At 34.1% G+C, this 20,750-nt stretch carries 21 protein-coding genes; 13 read left to right on the forward strand and 8 right to left on the reverse strand.

Translation table 11 applies throughout. The features are described from left to right. Positions 1-204 precede the first annotated feature (204 nt). Both EOD40_RS04925 and EOD40_RS04930 read left to right on the forward strand, forming a co-directional pair. Entirely contained in the window at positions 205-1,530 is a 1,326-nt protein-coding gene (locus tag EOD40_RS04925) for a DUF4270 family protein (protein ID WP_128193781.1), read from the forward strand. Then, on the forward strand, positions 1,531-2,772 hold the full coding sequence (locus tag EOD40_RS04930; protein WP_128193782.1) for an aromatic hydrocarbon degradation protein: 1,242 nt from the start codon (positions 1,531-1,533) through the stop codon (positions 2,770-2,772). It begins immediately after the preceding gene. Here the strand turns inward: EOD40_RS04930 and murI are convergent, their stop codons facing one another. The 8 genes from murI to EOD40_RS04970 form a co-directional block, all read right to left on the reverse strand. Continuing rightward, positions 2,773-3,546: a glutamate racemase gene (gene murI, locus EOD40_RS04935; protein ID WP_128193783.1), complete on the reverse strand. Its 774-nt coding sequence runs from the start codon at positions 3,544-3,546 to the stop codon at positions 2,773-2,775. Positions 3,547-3,656: 110 nt separating this feature from the next. Further along, positions 3,657-4,157 (reverse strand): OmpH family outer membrane protein, encoded by a 501-nt coding sequence (locus EOD40_RS04940; RefSeq protein WP_128193784.1) that lies wholly within the window; start codon positions 4,155-4,157, stop codon positions 3,657-3,659. Between the two features lie 26 nt (positions 4,158-4,183). After that, a complete protein-coding gene (locus EOD40_RS04945) occupies positions 4,184-5,401 on the reverse strand; it encodes an OmpH family outer membrane protein (RefSeq protein ID WP_128193785.1) in 1,218 nt (405 codons plus the stop codon). 36 nt (positions 5,402-5,437) lie between these two features. Then, positions 5,438-8,110 carry a BamA/OMP85 family outer membrane protein gene (locus tag EOD40_RS04950; RefSeq protein WP_231129580.1) on the reverse strand — a complete coding sequence of 891 codons (2,673 nt, stop codon included), beginning with the start codon at positions 8,108-8,110 and terminating at the stop codon, positions 5,438-5,440. Positions 8,111-8,117: 7 nt separating this feature from the next. After that, positions 8,118-8,858, reverse strand: coding sequence for an isoprenyl transferase (locus EOD40_RS04955; protein ID WP_128193787.1), 741 nt, complete (start codon positions 8,856-8,858; stop codon positions 8,118-8,120). Between the two features lie 3 nt (positions 8,859-8,861). Beyond that, a complete protein-coding gene (gene porG, locus EOD40_RS04960; RefSeq protein WP_128193788.1) occupies positions 8,862-9,545 on the reverse strand; it encodes a type IX secretion system protein PorG in 684 nt (227 codons plus the stop codon). Between the two features lie 170 nt (positions 9,546-9,715). After that, complete coding sequence (locus EOD40_RS04965) at positions 9,716-10,600, reverse strand: NAD kinase (protein WP_128193789.1); 885 nt, start codon at positions 10,598-10,600, stop codon at positions 9,716-9,718. Positions 10,601-10,605: 5 nt separating this feature from the next. Next, positions 10,606-11,262, reverse strand: a complete 657-nt coding sequence (locus EOD40_RS04970; RefSeq protein WP_128193790.1) for a CBS domain-containing protein — start codon at positions 11,260-11,262, stop codon at positions 10,606-10,608. A gap of 115 nt (positions 11,263-11,377) precedes the next feature. On the opposite strand from EOD40_RS04970, the gene EOD40_RS04975 reads away from it, so the two are divergent. The 11 genes from EOD40_RS04975 to EOD40_RS05025 all read left to right on the forward strand — a co-directional run bounded on the left by EOD40_RS04975 (position 11,378) and on the right by EOD40_RS05025 (position 20,718). Then, the gene (locus tag EOD40_RS04975; protein WP_128193791.1) at positions 11,378-12,091 is read left to right on the forward strand and encodes a pyridoxine 5'-phosphate synthase; all 714 of its coding nucleotides are present in this window, start codon (positions 11,378-11,380) and stop codon (positions 12,089-12,091) included. Positions 12,092-12,161: 70 nt separating this feature from the next. Continuing rightward, complete coding sequence (locus tag EOD40_RS04980; RefSeq protein ID WP_128193792.1) at positions 12,162-12,923, forward strand: alpha/beta fold hydrolase; 762 nt, start codon at positions 12,162-12,164, stop codon at positions 12,921-12,923. A 211-nt stretch (positions 12,924-13,134) separates the two neighbouring features. Continuing rightward, positions 13,135-14,244 carry a glycoside hydrolase family 43 protein gene (locus EOD40_RS04985; RefSeq protein ID WP_128193793.1) on the forward strand — a complete coding sequence of 370 codons (1,110 nt, stop codon included), beginning with the start codon at positions 13,135-13,137 and terminating at the stop codon, positions 14,242-14,244. Positions 14,245-14,250: 6 nt separating this feature from the next. Continuing rightward, positions 14,251-16,167, forward strand: a complete 1,917-nt coding sequence (locus EOD40_RS04990; protein ID WP_128193794.1) for a family 43 glycosylhydrolase — start codon at positions 14,251-14,253, stop codon at positions 16,165-16,167. Positions 16,168-16,256: 89 nt separating this feature from the next. After that, a complete protein-coding gene (locus EOD40_RS04995; RefSeq protein WP_128193795.1) occupies positions 16,257-16,598 on the forward strand; it encodes a phage holin family protein in 342 nt (113 codons plus the stop codon). A gap of 92 nt (positions 16,599-16,690) precedes the next feature. Continuing rightward, complete coding sequence (locus EOD40_RS05000; protein ID WP_128193796.1) at positions 16,691-17,059, forward strand: hypothetical protein; 369 nt, start codon at positions 16,691-16,693, stop codon at positions 17,057-17,059. A 152-nt stretch (positions 17,060-17,211) separates the two neighbouring features. Continuing rightward, on the forward strand, positions 17,212-17,607 hold the full coding sequence (locus EOD40_RS05005; RefSeq protein ID WP_128193797.1) for a heavy-metal-associated domain-containing protein: 396 nt from the start codon (positions 17,212-17,214) through the stop codon (positions 17,605-17,607). An 88-nt stretch (positions 17,608-17,695) separates the two neighbouring features. Continuing rightward, the gene (locus EOD40_RS05010) at positions 17,696-18,220 is read left to right on the forward strand and encodes a heavy-metal-associated domain-containing protein (protein WP_128193798.1); all 525 of its coding nucleotides are present in this window, start codon (positions 17,696-17,698) and stop codon (positions 18,218-18,220) included. 2 nt (positions 18,221-18,222) lie between these two features. Beyond that, on the forward strand, positions 18,223-19,026 hold the full coding sequence (locus EOD40_RS05015; RefSeq protein WP_128193799.1) for a hypothetical protein: 804 nt from the start codon (positions 18,223-18,225) through the stop codon (positions 19,024-19,026). Positions 19,027-19,049: 23 nt separating this feature from the next. Beyond that, positions 19,050-19,751, forward strand: a complete 702-nt coding sequence (locus EOD40_RS05020; protein ID WP_128193800.1) for a DUF3347 domain-containing protein — start codon at positions 19,050-19,052, stop codon at positions 19,749-19,751. Positions 19,752-19,893: 142 nt separating this feature from the next. Beyond that, positions 19,894-20,718 carry an MOSC domain-containing protein gene (locus EOD40_RS05025; RefSeq protein ID WP_196781413.1) on the forward strand — a complete coding sequence of 275 codons (825 nt, stop codon included), beginning with the start codon at positions 19,894-19,896 and terminating at the stop codon, positions 20,716-20,718. Positions 20,719-20,750: the final 32 nt, after the last annotated feature.

Consider the following 20,750-nt stretch of genomic DNA (forward strand, 5'->3'; position numbering starts at 1 on the left):
ACTCAATATCTATTTTAAAAAAAGAAGATATATAGATGGCTGTTTTTAATAGACAAATCGGGGTTTTCTTAGGGTGAATCAATTATAACAACACGGATTGATTTTGTAGCTTAAAAAGGGGCTTTTATAGATGTAAAATCCTTGGTTGTATATGTTGTTAGGCTTTGTAGATAGTGCTCTGCTATATTTGTTCAAAAATTTTTTATGTATAGATTATTTATAGTGTTGTTTTTTGGAGTTATACTTACTTCGTGTAACTCTGATGTAGATGCAGGAGAATTTGTAGTGGGTTCTGATAATTTATCGGTGACTAATAAAGTAATACTAATCGATACTGCCACTGTTGAAGTTTCAACTATAAACTTTGATTCCTTAGTGACTTCTGGGCAAAGCCGAATTCTTTTAGGGAATTATGACGATCCTATTTTTGGGAAAGTAAATTCAGAAAGTTATTTTCAGCTTTCGTCTTCCGGTTATAATTTACAAACAACGAGTTCAGATACTGAGGGAGCTAATTATGTTTTTGATTCTATCAGAATGGTTTTAGTACCGGATAGATATTATTATGGCGATACTACAAAAGTGCAATCAATAAGCATTCATCGTTTGTCACAAAAAGTAAAATCAGATTCTGAAGATGATGCTAATTTGTATAACAATTCGAAATTCACCTATGATCCGGTAACTTTAGGAACAGCTTCATTTGCACCTAAGCCTTTAACTCAGGACACTGTTTTTGTAAAAATAGATAATACTTTTGGAGAAGCCCTTTTTCAGAAATTAAAAAAGAGAGAGATAACTACCGAGGATGAGTTTATAGAATATTTTAAAGGTTTGGTCATTCGGTCTACTTCGGTAAATTCATCCAGTGTTATAGGCTTTAGCACATCAGCAACATTACAATTGTATTATTCGAAAAAAGTAACCGATTCTAAAACATCAATTTTAAAAGAGTTTACAATTACTGACGCTAGCAAGCAATTTAATAGGATTTCTTTAGATCGAACCGGAACGGTATTGAAAGATTTACCGGGAACAACCGAGCGTTTGTCGAGTGAGTCCACCGAGAATAAATCTTTTATCCAATCCGGAACGGGATTAGCCTGTAGGATTGATTTTCCCAATATCAAGCAACTCAAATACATTACTGAAAAAGGCGCCATTGTGGATGCCCAGTTAGTTATCAGACCTGTAAATAATACCTATTCTAAAAGTTATCCTCTGGCAGATTCCTTGAATGTGTATGTTGCCGATAAATTAAACAGGCTGAGTGGTACTCTTAAATCGGCTACGGGGTCTTCTATTTATGCCAAGCTGAATAAGGTTAATGACGAGTTTGATGAAAATATAGGTTACAGTATTCCATTAGGAACGTTTATGCAAAACGAGATGGTTAAAACATCGGATTCTAAATCGGCGTTAATTTTGACGATTCCCAATATTTCCAAGGCTGTTGATCGTTTGGTTTTGGGTAACCAGAAAAATGTGGGCAACAAAGTTCAATTGAAAATTTACTATATCTCTTATTAGATGAAAAATACAATCGCATTATTATTCTTTTTGATTTTGGGTTCTTTTAGCTCTTTTTCACAAAGTTTGTCCAGTTCTCCTTATTCTATATTTGGTTTAGGAAGTTTGTATGATTCTGATTTTGGGTCTATTTCGGCTATTGGTTCTTCGGGAGTTGCCCTGCCATCTAATCGATTTATAAATAATTTGAACCCTGCTTCTTTAGGATTTATGTATCAAAATCACTTTTTGTTTGATGTAGGAGGAAAGGCTATCCAGACCTCATATCAAGATTTGTCGAAGAAGGAGAGTCGCAATAACGTACAGTTTTCTCATATTGCTTTTGCTTTCCCGTTAAGTACTAAATCGGCTGTTAGTGTTGCATTAAAGCCTTATTCCAGTGCTGGATTTAAAATATCAGATTACAAATTACCTATTCAGGATAGTAATGAAGAATATACTTTAAGTGCTACAGGAACCGGAGGTTTAAATAATTTAGATATTTCGTATGGCTATCGAATAGGAAAAAAAGGAGCATTAGGATTGTTCGGTTCGGTTCTTTTTGGAAGCACTAAAGACAATAGGGAATATGTTATTGCAAATTCAGTAACCACTATTGATAAAGAATCGAGTTATAATGGAGTCCGACTTAATTTAGGTGGCCAATTCAAAGTAGATTCTACTTTTACTATTGGTGTCAATTTAAAATCGCCATCCAAAGTAAATGCAACCAAAGTCCAATCGGTAATCACTTATAACGCTAATTTGAATGCTTCTAATACTGTTGAATCTCAAGCGAGTTCGGATGTAGATGATTATTATTTGCCATTTGAATTTGCTGTTGGTATCAATAAGCAGTTTAAGAATAAGCTTAATGTGAGCATGGATTATGAAAAGGCTTTTTGGAAAACGACAGATCAGGCTGATATGTATGGGAATTATTTAAACCAGGAAAAATTTAAATTAGGGTTTTCGTATCGAAAGGGAAAAAATCCAAGAAGCTATTTTGATCGAATCCAATTTTCAACCGGAATTAATTATGATACCGGTTTTCTTGAAGTAGACAATAAAAGAATTGAGAATAAGGCGGTTTCTTTTGGGATTTCTTTGCCTATCGAGAATACTTTTTCAGCCCTTAATATTTCGTATTCTTACGGACAAAAAGGAAGAATTAGCAATGGATTAATAAAAGAAAATTATCATAAAATTTCTATTAATCTGTCTTTAGACGGGATTTGGTTTGTCAAAAGAAAATTTGAGTAATTAAAAATCTTTTTCTTGTACAACACAATTATTGCCTAAAATGGTTTGTAAAACCTTAGGGTTAGTATTGGTGTAAAAAATGGGCTTGCTGTTGTTATCATTGTTAAAGCCGATTTCTTTTAATAGGTTTTGCGTTTGTCTTGCCACGGCCAAACCAGAATCGATTATCTGAATATGATCGGGGATGATTTTTCTTATTTGAGGGATAAGATATGGATAATGACTGCAGCCCAGTACAAGGAAATCAATATTGGCTTCAATCATAGGTTTTAGATAGGAGTGAAGCAATTGAGTCATTTCCGCCGATTCAATTTGTCCATTTTCTATCAATTCGACTAATCTGTAGCCTATTTGCTCAATGATTTTTATGTGCTGGAACATTTCGGTAGTTTTATGAAATAACTCACTGTTTAATGTTCCTTTGGTAGCCAGTATGCCTATAATTTGTGTTTTGGAGTTAATTGCGGCTGGTTTTATGGCAGGTTCAATGCCTATAAACGGAACGTCATATTTATCCCTTAATTCTCTTATAGCGTTGGTAGTTGCCGTGTTGCAGGCCACAACAATGAGTTTGCAATTCATATCAAGTAGAAGATCAGTATTCTTCATGCTTAATCGAATGATTTCTTCTTTGGATTTTTCTCCATAAGGAGCATTTTTGCTGTCGGCTAAATAGATGGTTTTTTCATTTGGTAAAAGATTGTGAATCTCTCTCCAAATTGAAGTTCCTCCTATGCCAGAGTCAAAAACGCCTATGGGTTGGTTGTTGTCCATTGAAACAAATTTAAGGGCTATGAATTAATTTTCCTAAAAATAAGGCATAAAAAAACCGCTCGATTCTGTGTAGAAAAAAGAGCGGTTTTTTTATTTTTTGTTTTAGAATATTAGAATCCTAAGTCTTTTTTAACATCAGCAGTAATGTTTGGACCATCAGCTAATAAAAGATTAGTACTGTCTAAAACATATTGGAATCCTTTAGCTTTACCTACTTTTTGAATAGAAGCTTTTACTTTTTCCATTAATGGTTTTACAATATCAGATTCTTTTTGTTGTAATTCTTTTTGAGCGTTATCTCTAAAGTCAACAATTCTTTTTTGCATGTCCTGAACTTCTTTACCACGTTCAGTGTTTACAGCTTCAGTTACTGTTGTAGATTCAGCTTCGTATTTTTTTAATTTAGCCTGGTATTCTTCTACCATTTTTTTGTAATCTGCATCGTATGTTCCGCTTAATTTTTCTAATTGGCTTTGAGCATCTAGCATAGCTGGCATTTTCCCCATAATTTCACCTGTATCTACATGGGCAACCTTTGCTTGTGCATTGATGGTTTGATTTGCTCCTAAAACGAAAAGAGCGGCAATTAATAAAGTTTTAATTTGTTTCATTGGTTTTAAAATATTAAGTAATTAATTTATTGTTTAAGTTTTTCTTCTTTTACTCTTTTGATAGAGTCTCTTTGTTGAATAATTTTAAGTCTTCTTTCTTCTAAAGCTTTTTTACGGTCTTCAATAATTTTTTTTCTTTCTTCAGCAGATTTTGCTTTTGTGTCTGCTGCTTTTTGTTTGGCTAATTCCGCTTCAGTTTGAGTATCTGCTGTTACTGCTTTTTGAACTTCGGTTTTAGCGGTATTTGTGTTTTCTGCTTTCTTAGCTGTTTCAGAAACGGACTTGTTTTTTTGAGCTGCTCTGTCATTCAGAATTTGTTGTCTTCTTTCTTCTAAAGCTTTTTTACGATCTTCAATAGTTTTGTTTCTGTCTTCAAGAGCTTTTGCTTTAGCATCGGCTGCTTTTTGTTTGGCTAATTCAGCTTCGGTTTGAGAGTCTTGTGTTGCAACTTTTTGAACCTCTGTCTTAGTTGTTTCAGAAACCGTGCCATTTTTTTTAGCTGCTCTTTCGTCCAGAATTTTTTGTCTTCTTTCTTCGTATTCTTTTTTCTTTTGTTCTACGGCTGCTTTTCTGTCGGCTATAATTTTATCTCTTGCGGCTTTTCTTTCATCTAAAACCTTTTGTCTTTCGGCAAGATTTGGATTGCTGTCTATTGCGTCTTCTTTGCTTTCTTTTTCCTGTTCAGCGGCTAATTCTTTTTTGCTTAGCTGTTCTCTTTTTTCGGTGCGATTGATAATTCTTAATACCTGATCACTAATGTCAAACCTCTTGTCAGCAAATAGCAATGTTAAATCAGATGATTTGTCAAAAATAAAGTCGTACTTTTTTGCTTCGGCAATATCCTGAACTGCTGTGAATACCTGATCTTGTATTGGTTTTGCTAATAATGCTTTTTGACTCATCAGTAAGCCATTTGGACCAAATCTCTTTTGTTGTAAATCTAATAATTCGTTTTCCAGAAAAGTAATTTCACTTTCCCTTTCTTCTATTAATGATTTTGTCAACAGTGGTTTTTCGGCTGTAAGTGCTTCTTTGAGTTTGTTAATGTCTAATTTTTTTGTTTCTATTTCCTGTTTCCAATTTTCAGCCTTCTGTTCTAAAAGAGAATTAGATTCGTTATAACTAGTTACATTTTGTAAAATATACTCCATGTCAATATAGCCGACTCTGTTTCCTCGAGCTTGCGAATGAAGGCTGTTTACAGCAATCGCGGCTAAAAATAGAAATAAAAAATGTTTTCTCATAACTTATAGTATTAGAAAATCAGAGACCAATTTTTTTTAGAATTGTTGTCCAATAATGAAATGAGTCTCCCAACCATTTGGTTTTGTTGATCCTGGCAAGGCGTCAAATCCATGACCAAAATCAATTCCTAACAATCCAAAGGCTGGCATGAATACTCTTAAACCAACACCCGCCGAACGTTTAATGTCAAACGGATTGTAGCTTTTAAAATCTTTAAAAGAATTACCTGCTTCTAAAAAGGCTAATGCATAAATTGATGCTGCTGCTTTTAATGTTATTGGATAACGCAATTCCATAGAGAATTTATTGTACACAGTAGCTCCAATTTGTTGTCCTGCTGCGTTTACTGGTGTCAAAGAGTTGTTAGGATAACCTCTCAACTGTACGGTTTCTCTACCGTCCATTGAGTAGTTAGCCATTCCGTCTCCACCCACATAAAAACGTTCAAATGGAACTAAACCTCTCTCTTGGTTGTATGCGCCAAGAAATCCAAATTCAGTTAATGTTCTTAAAACAAATTTACCATAAACTTTCGTATACCAATCAGCTTTGAATTTAATTTTATAATATTCTAACCAATTGTATTTCTTTTGATCTACTTTAGATGCATCGGCTGTAGCATCATTTGCTGAATTTGCCCTTGTGTAAACTCCAGATCCGGTAGAAGTTTCTTTTAAATAATCACTTGTAGTGGGGATACCGTTACTGTTATCAATTGTTAATCCGGAATTAGGATCGTATTTCAATTTGTAGGCTTCTTGATTTTTTAAATCACCATAATTAATACCATTGAATAAAGAATATGGAGGAGTAACTTTTGCAGAAATACTAAATTCAGAACCATAAGTTGGGAAAATAGGATTCACCCCTTTATTGCTTCTTGAAAGTCCTACTGTATAAGCAAAGTTTCTTGAAGAACCATTTCCAAAGGTAAATAATCCAGTGTTGTAATTATTTAAATCATAATGTTGGTAACTGATAGATTGTGATAATACAAAGAAATCATCAGGAACAGTCAATCTTTTAGCAAGACCTACCGATAAAGTCAGGATGTTAAAACTTTTAGTTTTATCTACTTTGTAAGTAACATAGTTGTTTAAGAATTGCTTACTGTACGAAATAGAAGAACTAAATTGTACCGGTTTTTTTTGTCCAAACCATGGCTCAGAAAACGATACGCTATAAGTCTGGAAATAAGTACTTCCTTGTAAACGTAAAGATACTTTTTGACCGTCTCCCATCGGTAATGGTTTATAAGCCGATTTGTTCATGATATTTCTTGCCGAGAAGTTGTTGAACGAAAGTCCTAATGTACCGATGAAACCACCTCCACCGTAACCTCCCTGAAGTTCAATCTGGCTGGAACCTTTTTCTACAAGGTTGTATTCGATATCTACTGTTCCGGCTGCTCCATCTACGTTTTTAAATTTAGGATCTATAGCTTCCGGGTCAAAATAACCTAATTGACCAATTTCACGAACAGTTCTTACCAGTTCTTCTTTGCTGTATTTTTCTCCTGGTTTTGTTCTTAGTTCTCTGTAGATTACGCGGTCATTTGTTTTGTCGTTTCCTACTACAGTAATATGGTTAAAATAAGCCAAAGGACCTTCGGTTACTCTAATTTCGAAATCAATAGTGTCATTGGCTGTTTTTACCTCTACAGCGTTGATACTAGAGAATAAATAACCGTTGTTTTGGTATAAATTGGTAATATCTTCTCCATCAGGTTTTGATTTGTCAGCAATTCTTTTTTCAAGTAAAACCCCGTTGTAAGTTTCTCCTTTTTTAATTCCTAAATATCGGTTTAAATACTGATCAGTATAAACAGAGTTTCCTAAGAATTTGACATTACCAAAATAGTATTTGTTTCCTTCTTCAACATTGACCTTAATGGCTAAGGTATTTTTTTCTTTATTATAGGCTACTGTGTCCGAAACAATACGGGCATCTCTGTATCCTTTTTCTTTATAAGATTCAATTACTTTTTCTAAATCGGTTTTGTATTTGTCTTTAACAAATTTTGATGCTTTTAATATGCGAATAGGATTTCTTTGTTTGGTATCCTTCATCGCTTTACGTAAAGTTTTGTCAGAAAGTTTGGTGTTGCCTGTAAAGTCAATGTGACTGATTTTTATTTTGTCTCCTTTGTCTACGCTTACCACCATGTTTACCTGATTGATAGCAGCAGTGTCTTTTACAGTGTTGATGTTTACTTTGGTATTGAAGTAACCGTCTTTTTTGTATTTGTTTTCTATGTAGTTTTTTGTCGTAGTTATTAAGTTTTCGTTGACTACTTTGCCTTTAGTTAGGCTGTTGTCTTTTATTAATGCTTCGGTTTTACTTTTCTTAACTCCTACAAATTTAACCTCGTTAAGTTTAGGAAGTTCTTTGATGTCTAAATCAAGATAAATACTATCATTAGATACATGGTTGACATAAAAAGCAATCTCATCAAAAAGACCTAGCTTTCCTAGTTTTTTGATAGCTGCACTAATTTCTTCACCGGGTACGGTGATTTCCTGACCTTTTTGTAGTCCGGCAAAGGTTACTACAGTTTGGTCATTGAAACTAATTTTATTTGTTAATTCAACCTTAGCTAAAATGTATTTTTTACCCTGATCGAATGGTACTCTGTCTTGTGCCTTAATTTGTGAAAAACTTCCCAAAAATATTAGGGTAAGTAATGCTTTGATACTTTTATTCAACACTAAAAAATTATTTAATTTGTTCACTTGTTTTTCCAAATCTACGTTCTCTTTTTTGATAACTCATGAGTGCCTCATAGAGGTGCTCTTCTCTGAAGTCAGGCCACATAACCTCAGAAAAAAATAATTCAGCATAAGCAATTTGCCATAGTAGGAAATTACTTATCCTGTGTTCTCCGCTTGTTCTGATTAATAAATCTACATCGGGTAGATTTTGCGTGTAAAGATGCTCATTTATAATTGAATCGTCAATAGAGTCTATTGAAATTATATTATTTTTAACTTTATCAGAAATCTTCTTTACTGCATTTACTATTTCTTCTCTTGAACCATAACTGAGGGCTAGTGTTAAGGTCATTCGAGTGTTGTTTTTTGTTGTCTCTATTACCTCAAGAAGCTTTTTTCGAGCCGATTTTGGCATCATGTCTAAGTTTCCTATAGCATTGAGTTTGATATTGTTTTCCTGAAAAGTAGGGAGTTCTTTTTGTAGTGACTTTGTTAATATTTTCATTAAGGTTTCTACTTCCAGTTTTGGTCTGTTCCAGTTTTCAGTAGAAAAAGCATATAATGTCAGGTTTTCGATTCCTAATTTAACACAGTTTTCGATTGTAATTTTTACTGATTTTGTACCGTTTTCATGACCTATTGTTCTTAATAAGCCTTGTTGTTTTGCCCAACGACCATTGCCGTCCATAATAATGGCAAGGTGTTTTGGTAAATTATTTTTATTTAAAGTATCTAGTACGCTCATTTTTTATAGTGGACAGTAACAGGGCTTTTCTCCAAAGGTATACGTTAATGTAAATCCTGAGAAAACATACCAATCATTATTATTTAAATTTCCAAACCGCAATGCACTCAAACTACTTTCTTTAGGGTTGCTGCCATCAAGATTGTCAGTAAATGTATAGCGGGCTCCAGCTTCAACTCCCAGAATAAGACTCCTTGATATTTTTGATTTTACTCCTACAATCATGGGAATCGCAACCGAGCTTTTTCCTCCGTTCTTCTTTGTTTCTCCTAATTCGACATACAAATTGTCATACTTTAAAAAACTGATTCCAGAGGTCACATAAGGCGTGGTTTTGTGGTCTAAAGTATGAAGATTGAAATCGAAAAAGTTGAATTCAAGGGCTAAAGATAGTTCTTTTATGCTATTTTCAAAATGATAGCCTCTCAGACTTCTGCCGGCTTCCTCCGAATCGCGGTCATCGGCACTAATAGTAGACTGTGAATAGGATATTCGCCAGGAATGTCTGGGGCTTCTGTTCCATTTGTATAAAATGCCAAAAGCAGGCTCATTAGGAGCAATATAGGTGGTTGAGCCTACATCGCCAATGTAGTTACTTCCGCCGATAAAAACTCCAATTTCGTGTATTTGTGCCTGTAGACTCACGCTCAGAAATAAACCTATTATTACGCTTAATTTTTTTTTCATTTTCATAGAAAATAGCCTGCAAATATAATAATTATCAATACGAATCAATGCCCATTAAAATAAATGTACTTTTTTTTGAAAAAAAATCTATTTATCTTAACGGGAACCCGTTTTTGTTATACTAAAACGGTAAATTTTGACTGTATTGTATAATTTAGGAGATAAAAAAATTAATTTCTTTTGTCTTCTCCCCAAAGCAATTTGCTTCTGAGTGTTTTTAGGAAGGTTTCGTTAGGTATTTCGACCATATTAATTTGAAAAGGAGTTTTCTTAACAGTCAAAATAGATTCGTTCCCTACAGATGTAATTCGGGAATCCAGTGAAACTAAATAGTTTTCTTCCCTTCCGGAAACTTTTAGCATAATCTCAGTTTCATCAGGGATTACCAGTGGTCTTGCATTAAGATTGTGAGGGGCAATAGGGGTGATTACCAAACTTTTTACATCTGGAGTTAAAATAGGTCCGCCACAACTTAAGGAATATCCTGTTGAACCCGTAGGTGTCGAGATAATAAGTCCGTCAGCCCAATAGGAATTTAGGATTTCACCGTTCAAATAGGTTTCGATGGTAATCATCGAAGTGGTATCTTTTCGGCTAACAGAAACTTCATTCATGGCAAAGTTAATGTCATTCAAAGCTTCGTTTTCCGGTGTAGAAGTTAGGCTTAACAGCGTTCTTTTAGAAAGGGTGTATTTTTTATCGATTACAATTTGTAAAAACTTGTCAATATTTTCTTTAGGAACTGTGGCAAGAAAACCTAGTCTGCCTGCATTAATTCCCAGGATTGGGATTCCGGAATCCCGAACTAAGGCTGCGGCTCTTAAAATGGTACCGTCTCCTCCAATGCTTAAAAGCATGTCGAAGCTGGAGTCTAATTCGGTGTGAGAACAAAAGGTTTTGTATTCCTTTTCGATTATTTTTTTTTCTTGAATTAAAGCTAAGAACTTGGATTCGATAACTATTTCTATATTTCTTTTATTAAAAAATACAAAGATGTCTTTTATAATTGGTTCTGTACTATTTTGATAATATTGACCGTAAATGGCTATTTTCATTGGTATTACATGTTAAGATATTTGTCTAAATAGTCTGAACGTTCTTTTAAATTAGTAATGTATGAGTCTTCGTGGTGTTCGGAGATAATTTCGTAATTGTATCTTCTGAAAGTTTGAATAATTTCATTGATAGCTCCCGAGCTAATTTTTATGGTTACTTCAACACTGTCGATATCGGATTCTGAAATAAATAATCCCAAGAGTTTACCATTGTTGCTTTCCACAATCTGTGTAATTTGGCTCATTGAATAATCCAAAATGCCTTTTCTTATTTTTACGATGGCTCCCTGTTCTTTTATGAAAGGCGTTTGATGGAAGAAATTGATAATGTCTTCTATTTCATAATAGCCCACATATTTATTGTTTTCGTCTAAAACCGGAATCAAATTAGAATGGTTTTTGGCAAAAACTTCTAAAACTTCTAGCCAAAGTGCGTTGGTTCTGATAAAAAAAGTTTCAAGGCTGTATTTGTAATCAGCTACTTTTTTATGTTCTTCAAAAGTTTCAACGTCTTCTGTCGAAATGCTGCCAATATAGATGCCCTCTTCGACAACCGGGAAATGAGAAAAATTGAAATCGACCAAAAAATCCCTTACAGTACCAATAGTTTCTTGGCTGTCAATAGGTTTGAAATCATTAGTGATGTAGTTTGTAATTTCCATTTTGTCTGAGTCCTCAATTTTTATGCAAAATAATCAAAAAAAGGCAAAAACGCCTAGCTTTTACTTTGTATTTTTGTAACCAAATTATAGTTTTTCGTAATCAAAAAGCGTTCCAATGACAAAGTTAAGTGTAAACATCAATAAAATAGCTACTTTACGTAATGCCCGTGGAGGAAATGTTCCCGATTTATTAAAAGTAGCCACCGATATTCAAAAATTTGGAGGACAGGGGATCACCATTCATCCGCGTCCCGATGAGCGTCACATCCGTTATCAGGATGCCCGCGATTTGAAATCGATTGTTTATACTGAGTACAATATCGAAGGCAATCCGCAACACAATTTTATCGATTTAGTTTTGGAGTGTAAACCTGACCAGGTTACTTTAGTTCCTGACGCTATTGGAGCCATTACTTCTTCGGCAGGTTGGGATACGGTAAAAAACCAGGCTTATTTAACTGAGATGATTCAGGAATTTCAACGCAACGGAATTAGAACTTCGATTTTCGTGGATCCAACATTAGAAATGATTGAAGGTGCTAAAAAAACAGGAACTGACAGAATCGAATTGTATACCGAAGCTTTTGCTCATCAATACAGCCTGGGAAATGAAAAAGGAATTACTCCTTATGTGGAATCGGCTGTTTTGGCAAACGAATTGGGTTTAGGAATTAATGCCGGACACGATTTGAGTTTAGATAATATTCAGTTTTTTAAACAAAATATCCCTGGATTATTAGAGGTTTCTATTGGTCACGCTTTAATTGCTGAGGCTTTGTACTTAGGTTTGGAAAACGTAGTTAATATGTATCTGCGAAAATTAAAATAATTTCAATTGATTGAAGATTTAATAGAATTTTTTCTGCAATCTAAATCTGCAATCTAAAATCTAGAATTAAATGTTGTATTCAAAAAAAGAAGGAGAAGGAAAACCTTTTTTAATCATACACGGATTTCTTGGAATGTCCGACAATTGGAAAACCTTAGGGCAGCAATTTGCCGGCGAAGGTTTTCAGGTTCATATGCTCGATATGCGCAATCACGGGAGAAGTTTTCAATCGGAAGAGTTTAGTTATGAGTTAATGGTTCAGGATGTTTTTGACTATTGTCAGGCTCATGTTTTGCAATCCATTAATATTTTAGGACATTCGATGGGAGGGAAAATAGCAATGCTTTTTGCAACCCGATATCCGGAGATGGTCGAAAAATTAATTGTTGCCGATATTGGTCCTAAATATTATGCACCACATCATCAAACTATTTTGGCAGGATTAAACGCAGTAGATTTTTCGGTTAAACCAAGTCGCGCCGACGTTGAAGCAACCTTAGGACAATACATTACCGATTTTGGTACCAAGCAATTTTTGTTGAAAAACCTCTATTGGCAGGAACCGGGACAATTGGCTTTCAGATTTAATCTGGATGTTTTAACTAAAGAAGTTGAAGAAATAGGAGTGCCTTTGCCATCAGAATTGGTTTTTGAAAAACCAACACTTTTTATCCGTGGCGGAAGTTCGAATTATATTTTAGATTCTGATGTTGAGGATATAGTCGTTCATTTTCCATTGATGAAACTGGAAACCATTCCAAATGCCGGACACTGGCTTCATGCCGAAAATCCAGCCTTGTTTTACCAAATGGCTCTTTCGTTTTTAAATTAATTGGTTTGTTATAAACTTAGGATTTATAAAATAATTTTATACAAAACAGCAACTTTCGGGTTGCTGTTTTTTTATTCCCCAAAATTGAATTACCGTTTTTGTAAATTATAATTTTGATAAATGTAAAAAAAACACTTATGTTTGTGCTGTTTGAAAAAACCGCTATTGTTTTTTTAAATGAAATTAGAAACCAACTAAAAATTAAAATTATATGAATGCAATTATTGGCTTTTTTAAGAGAAACCAAACTTTAAAAAATCTCAGTCTGGCTTTACTGGCAATTGCTATTTTACAGAGTTGTACTACTTTGAAAAATGGGGATAAAAAATCTTCAAAAGATAAAATGGGCGCTTATTTAATGACTTATTTTAAAGACGATACACATGGATTGTATTTTGCATTAAGTAAAGACGGCTATACTTTTACCGATGTAAATAATGCTAAGCCTATTATTGCCGGAGATACTATTGCTGAACAAAAAGGAATTCGTGATCCTTATATCATGCGCGGTAACGATGGTTATTTTTATTTGGCAATGACCGATTTGCATATTTATGGTAAACAAAAAGGTTATCGTGAAACCGAATGGGAACGTCCTGGGGATAAATACGACTGGGGAAATAATAGGGATTTGGTATTGATGAAATCAAAAGATTTGATTCATTGGTCACATTCTATTTTAGATATTGACAAGATGTATCCGGAATGGAATGTTGGTTGCGTTTGGGCTCCCGAATTGATTTATGACGACGTAAAAGATAGAATCATGATTTATTTCACTATGCGTAAGAGTAAAGGAAAGACGAAGTTGTATTATGCTTATATGAATAAGGAGTTTACAGCATTGGAAACCACGCCGGAAATTCTTTTTGAGTATCCTGATAGTACAAAACAAATTTTAGATGCCGATATTACTAAACTTCCTGATGGAAGATTTTGTATGATGTATGTTGCGCAGGAAAATCCGGGTGGGATTAAAATGGCATTTTCGGATAAAATAAATTCAGGTTATGTTTATCAGCCGGAACAAATTGATTTTGAAAAAAAATCATGCGAAGCTCCCAATGTTTTTAAGCGTTTAAGCGATAATAAATGGGTTTTGATGTACGATATTTTTAGTGTAAATCCACACAACTTCGGATTTGCTGAGACCAGCGATTTTAAGACATTTACTAATCTTGGTCATTTTGATGAGGGAGTGATGAAACGTACTAATTTTTCGGTTCAGAAGCATGGTTCAGTTATTCATTTGACTAAAAAAGAAGCGGAGCTTTTAGCTAAACATTGGAATACGAATTTTTCATTTAATGATAAAAAATAGCAAATTATGAAATCAATAGTTAAAATAGCATTTTTCAGTTTGTTGTGTGTGTCCAGTTTATCAGCTCAGCAAAAGGATTTTAAAGGCTATTTATTTGCTTATTTTGAAGGCAAAGGACCTGGCGAAAAACAAGAGCAACTGCGTTTTGCGGTGAGCGATGATGCAGTTAATTGGAAGGCATTAAATAATAATGAGCCAGTTGTGGCGTCAAAGGATATTTCCAATACAGGAGGAATTCGAGATCCGCATATTCTTAGAAGTGCCGATGGGAACAGTTTTTATATGACCGCTACCGATATGAACACCAAGAAAAATGGATGGGATTACAATCCGGGAATTGTCTTGATGCATTCTAATAATCTTTTGGATTGGAAATCATCGGTAATTGATTTGGAAAAATTATACCCTACAAAATTTAAAGATATCAAATGGGTGTGGGCACCACAGACTTTTTACGATACTAAAGCCAAGAAGTATCTGGTTTATTTCACGGTTCGTTTTAAATATAATGAGAAGCTTGATTTCTATTGCGCTTATGCCAATAAAGATTTTTCAGGTTTTGAACAAGAACCTAAGTTGATGTTTAGTCCAAAAGACGGCGCAATTGATGGGGATATTATTTATAAAGACGGTGTTTATCATTTCTTTTATAAAGGAAATACAAAAGACGAAAACGGGAAGGAAATCAAAAACGGTATCAAACAGGCTAAAAGTAAGAAGCTTCAGGGGCCTTGGAAAGAAAGTTTCGAATATTTAGATTATTATGCCGATAAAAAAACGGGTGTGGAAGGTTCGTCAGTTTTTAAGTTGAATAATAGCGACGAATATATTTTGATGTATGATTTGTATTCCAGTGGTCGATATGAATTTCAACGTTCTAAAGACCTGTATCATTTTACAGATAAAACCGAATCGTTTACCAAAGATTTCTTTCCACGACACGGAAGCGTAATTGGTATTACAACAGAAGAAGCAATAAGATTACAGGAAAAATGGGGCGGCATTCCTCAAAGTTTATTGACTGCTAAAGATGGAACATTCCAATTTAAGGCAGAAGGAAATCCAATAATCAAACATAAGTTTACGGCTGATCCGGCTGCTTTTGTAGAAAAAGATACCTTGTGGTTGTTTACAGGGCACGATTTTGAAGGAGGCCAGAAAGGATATAAATTGAAAGATTGGCTGGTTTTTTCAACTACCGATTTGAAAAATTGGACGGAATATCAGGTGCCTTTAAAAATTGAAGATTTTAAATGGGATAAAACCAATGATGCTTATGCAGGTCAAACCATCAAAAGAAATGGGAAGTACTATTGGTATATCAGTACAAATGGTTCCGGAATTGGGGTGGCGGTTGCCGATAAGCCACAAGGGCCTTATAAAGATGCTATTGGAAAACCGTTGTTAACTAATGCCGATTGTTTTGCATCTACGCATTCCTGGACTTGTATTGATCCGGCTGTTTTTATAGATGATGATGGGCAGGCCTGGTTGTTTTGGGGTAATGGCGTGTGCTATTATGCTAAACTAAAAGAAAACATGATTGAAATTGATGGAGTAATTAAGAAAATCGATTTCAAAGGATTGCAATTCACTGAAGCTCCTTGGGTTCATAAAAAGAACGGTAAATATTATCTAAGTTATGCCAGTGGTTTTCCGGAAAAGATTGCCTACGCAATGGCTGATAATATTGAAGGCCCTTATGAATACAAGGGGATTTTGAATGAAATAGCAGGAAACAGTAATACTAATCATCAAGCGATTTTAGATTTTAAAGGAAAGCCGTATTTTATTTATCACAACGGAGCAATCCAGACAAATGGTTCCAGTTACAGCAGATCGGTTTGTATTGATAAATTAGAGTACAATAACGATGGTACTATAAAAAGGGTTGTAATGACTACCGAAGGTGTTACGAAATAAGACTGAATGCGGATTATAGCAATTTCTTTTTTTAAAGAAATTGCTATAATTTAAAATAGTAGTATTTTTGAAGAATAAATATAAAGTAAATGAAATTAATTATTAGAGTTCTGACTACTTCAATCTTGGTATTGATAATCTCTCATTTTATGACCGGGGTTCATGTGGCAAGTTTTACTACGGCACTTTTTGTTGCTATTGTTTTAGGATTGCTTAATGTTTTCATTAAGCCTATTTTGGTTTTGTTCACTTTGCCTATTACTTTTTTTACGCTGGGATTATTTTTATTGGTCATCAATGGTTTGATTATTATACTATGTGATAATATTGTGGGTGGTTTTGATGTGGATACTTTTTTCACGGCTTTGATATTTAGTATTATACTGTCGGTATCACAGTCTATTGTGAATCTATTTTTGGGAGACAAATAGTCGCAGGAATCTATAAAAAAATCATAAATACAAATTGATTTCTCTTTTGACGGAGTAAAATCATTAATTTTGTATTCAATAAGGATTTAAAAATGAATAAAATCTACATCATAGTATTTTTGTTACTGGGCTTCTTCTTGATGCCGGGTGCAACTTATGCATGTGGGCCTGATTCAGGCAATCATTCCTGTAAAATGGAAATGTCTTCCAAAACAAAGATGAAAGATTGCTGTAGTAAAAAATCAAATTCTAAAGATTCAAAAGACAAAGGTTGTTCAGGGAAATGCGGACAATCTATGTGTAGTGTTTCTTCAGTAAATATTGGAATCACTTCTTCGATTCAATACGAAATTCTGAATACAGCTTTTAGCTTTTCAGAAAAAAAACAAAATTTTTCTCATGCTGTATCCTTCCCTTCTGATGGATATGTCAGCCTTTGGTTGATACCTAAAATAGGCTAAATCTCTTTCTTGATAGCCATTGGTGTATCAAATTCAAAGCAAAATTATTGCTTTACAAACAATTCATTTTTTCGGTTAATTAAAAATACGATAGTGTATTAAGACTATCTTGTTGGTATTGATTAATCTTATCATTTAAAAAATATAAAGTCATGAAATCATTTAAAAAAATAATGATAGCAGCGGTGGTATTGCTATCAATCAGTGTTAATGCGCAAATTAAAAACAAAAAAACAGAGACTGTAAAAATTTCAGGTAACTGTGAGATGTGTAAAAAGAACATTGAAAAAGCAGGGAATCTTAAAAAAGTAGCTTTAGTAGAATGGGATGTCGATTCTAAAATGGCAAAAATAACTTATGATTCAGCTAAAACAAATCCGGATGAAATTTTGAGCAGAATTGCCCAAGCCGGTTATGATAGTGAGAAGTTCTCAGCTACCGAAGAGCAATACAAAAAATTGCACACTTGTTGTCAATACGATAGAGAAGCTACCGGAACTACTGATACTGATAAATCTGAAAAAAAGGAAGATCATAGTCACCACTAATTCTTCAATTTTATTGCTACAGTCTTTAGTTTTTTTTTGTATTCCAAAAAGACTGTAGTAAATTATTGAATGACAAAATTTAAAAGAGATGAAAACAGATATAATAAAAAAACGATTGATTGTCTTGGTAATGTTACTGGGCATGATAAATTCCTATGCCCAAATTTCAAAAGCCGAAATCATTGCGACAGGATTGACTTGTTCGATGTGTTCCAATGCAATTAATAAACAACTTAAGGCAATGCCAGAGGTTGAAAAAGTAATGATTGATTTGAATAACAATACTTTTGTGGTTAACATTAAGAAAAACAGCGTGATAACTCCGCAACAATTAAAAGCCAATATTGAAAAAACAGGTTTTTTTGTGGGTTCCATGATTTTGACAATGGATGTGGATAATTTACAGCAAAAGGACAATACAAGCTTTAAAAATGAAAGTGGAACTTATGTTTTTGTAGATGCCAAAGAAAAAGCAGCTAATGGAACACTTAGACTGAAAGTGTTGAATAGCGGTTTTGTAACTAAAAAAGAGTACAAACAATCGGCTAAGATGTTGTCGAAATATTTAGCTTTAGATGCTCAGGAAGGAACTTATTTTGTAAAAACAATATAGTGATGCGATATTTAATAATCTTGATGCTGAGTTTATTGTCATCACAAATCAATGCCCAAGAGTTGTTTGTAATGACCGAACCGGCCAGTAATATGCCTACAGGCTCAATAGGAGTAAGGGATATGAGTCACTTTGCGTTTAAAAAGACTGCGGATTATAATTACCACAATATGCCTGAGTTGATGTGGGGTGTTAATAAAGATTGGATGCTTCATGCTTCGGCTTTTTTTAGTAACAAACAGGGTAATTTGGTCTTAGAAGGCGGAAGTTTATATGCTAAGTATCGTTTCTTTTCGGTTGATGATCTTCATAGTCATTTAAGACTGGCTGCTTATGGAAGAATTAGTACTAATAATGCTTCGATTAATCAGGAAGATATAGAGACTATGGGAATGAATTCAGGTTATGAAATAGGAACCGTAGCTACTAAATTGATTAATAAAACGGCCTTGAGTGCAAGTGTTAGCTATGAAAGAGCGCTGAATAATCAGGACAATGCCTTTCCCGATGCATTTAGTAATAGTGCGATGAATTATACTTTTTCGATAGGGCAATTGATGTATCCTAAAAAGTACACTAATTTTAAACAAACAAACATCAATGGAATGTTAGAGTTTTTGGGGCAACGATTGAACCAAAATGGGAAATCTTATCTAGATGTTGTACCTTCGATTCAGTTTATTTTAAACAGTCAGGCGCGAATAGATTTAGCTTATCGACGCCAGATATATAGCAATATGGAACGCACAAGTACCAGTGGTATTTTGCTGAAATTTGAGTATACTTTTTTTAATGTAACCAATTAGTTTTAATTCTTTTAAATTTAAAAATGAAAAAAATAATTCTTTCTTCTGTCTTATTAGCGCTTGTGGTGCTAAGTTGTAATCAAAAAAATAAAGAAACAGGAAGCGAAATCGAACAAACGACAGCACAAAGCGACGAAAAATACTGCTGTCCTATGCATCCTGAAGAAACAGGGAAAAAAGGAGATAGCTGCAAAAAATGCGGAATGGATTTAGAGCCGGTAAAAGAAGCTCAAGAAGCTCCTGAAGAAAAAATAGAAGAAATTGTCCCGGTAAGCGATGCCGTTAAAGCATCTGTTTCAACTGAAGTAATTATCAATGCCTATTTGAAAATTAAAAATGCATTAGCAAAAGATAACGGTAAAGATGCAGCCGCAGCTTCAACCGATTTTATTAAGGCAGTTTCAGCTACTGATACTAATAAAATAGATGCAAAACTTACAGTGAAGTATTCTGAAATCACCGAGGATGCTAAAAAACAAGCTGAATTGATTGTTTCTAATTCAGGAAAAATTGACCAACAAAGAATGCATTTTGCGGTTTTAAGTAAGGATATAACCAGCTTGATTGCCACTTTTGGAAGTAAACAAAAATTGTATCAGGACTATTGCCCAATGTATAATGAAGGCAAAAATGGCTACTGGATAAGTGAATTTAAAGTAATCAAGAATCCGTATTATGGTTCAGAAATGCTGGAATGTGGAGGAATGATAAAAGAAATTAAATAGTTTTTTTAAGTATAATGTTTTAAAATTTAACCATTAAGGTAGTTAAGAAGTTAAGCAATAAACTTAATGACTCTTAGCTGTCTTAATGGTTTTAAAAGATTTAGATGTTTATAGTTTTTTATTATTTTTGAAAAAAACTTCGATGTTGCAACTTTCAGAAATTTGGATTTATCCTGTAAAATCACTGGCAGGTATTCGTTTAGAGGAATCCCGGGTAACCCAAAGAGGATTGGAATACGACAGACGCTGGATGTTAGTGGATGAGGAAGGTGTTTTTATCAGTCAAAGAACACATCCCAAATTAGCTTTATTTCAGCCAAAAATAGAGAAGGATATTTTTCATATTTCGCATGCTGATTTGTCCAAAGGCAGTGTGTCTTTTTCTCTTTCTCAGCAAAATAACAATGCACTGTCAGATGTTATGGTTTGGGAAGATTGTGTAGCAGCCGTTGAAGTGGATGCCGAAATTTCGGCTTGGTTTTCGGAAATTCTGGGCTTTAGCGTTCGATTGGTCTATATGCCTGATGAAAGTCAGCGAAAAGTAGATCCTGATTTTGCCGTTTCTCCGACTGATATTACGTCGTTTTCGGATGGATTCCCTTTCTTAATTATTGGTCAGTCGTCGTTGGATGATTTGAATTCGCGATTGGCAGAAAATTTGAGTATTCGTCGTTTCCGACCTAATTTTGTTTTTAGCGGAGGACAAGCCTACGAAGAAGAAAGCTGGAAGGAATTTACTATTGGTACATTGCTATTTTATGGAGTGAAACCCTGTGGGCGCTGTATTATGACAACCGTTAATCCCGAAAAAGGAGTTTTCTCGGGTAAGGATCCTTTGTTTACCTTGTCAAAATACAAGAAAGTAGGTGAGAAAGTGATTTTTGGGCAGAATGCAATTGCAAAACAGGACGGAAATTTAAAAGTTAGTGATGTTGTTACAGTTGTGAAACACAGTGACTCAAAATAGTTTTGTTTCTTGAGAAAGGCCAGTTATTTCCA

It is taken from the genome of Flavobacterium sufflavum, assembly GCF_004016525.1.
Classification (GTDB): Bacteria; Bacteroidota; Bacteroidia; order Flavobacteriales; family Flavobacteriaceae; genus Flavobacterium; species Flavobacterium sufflavum.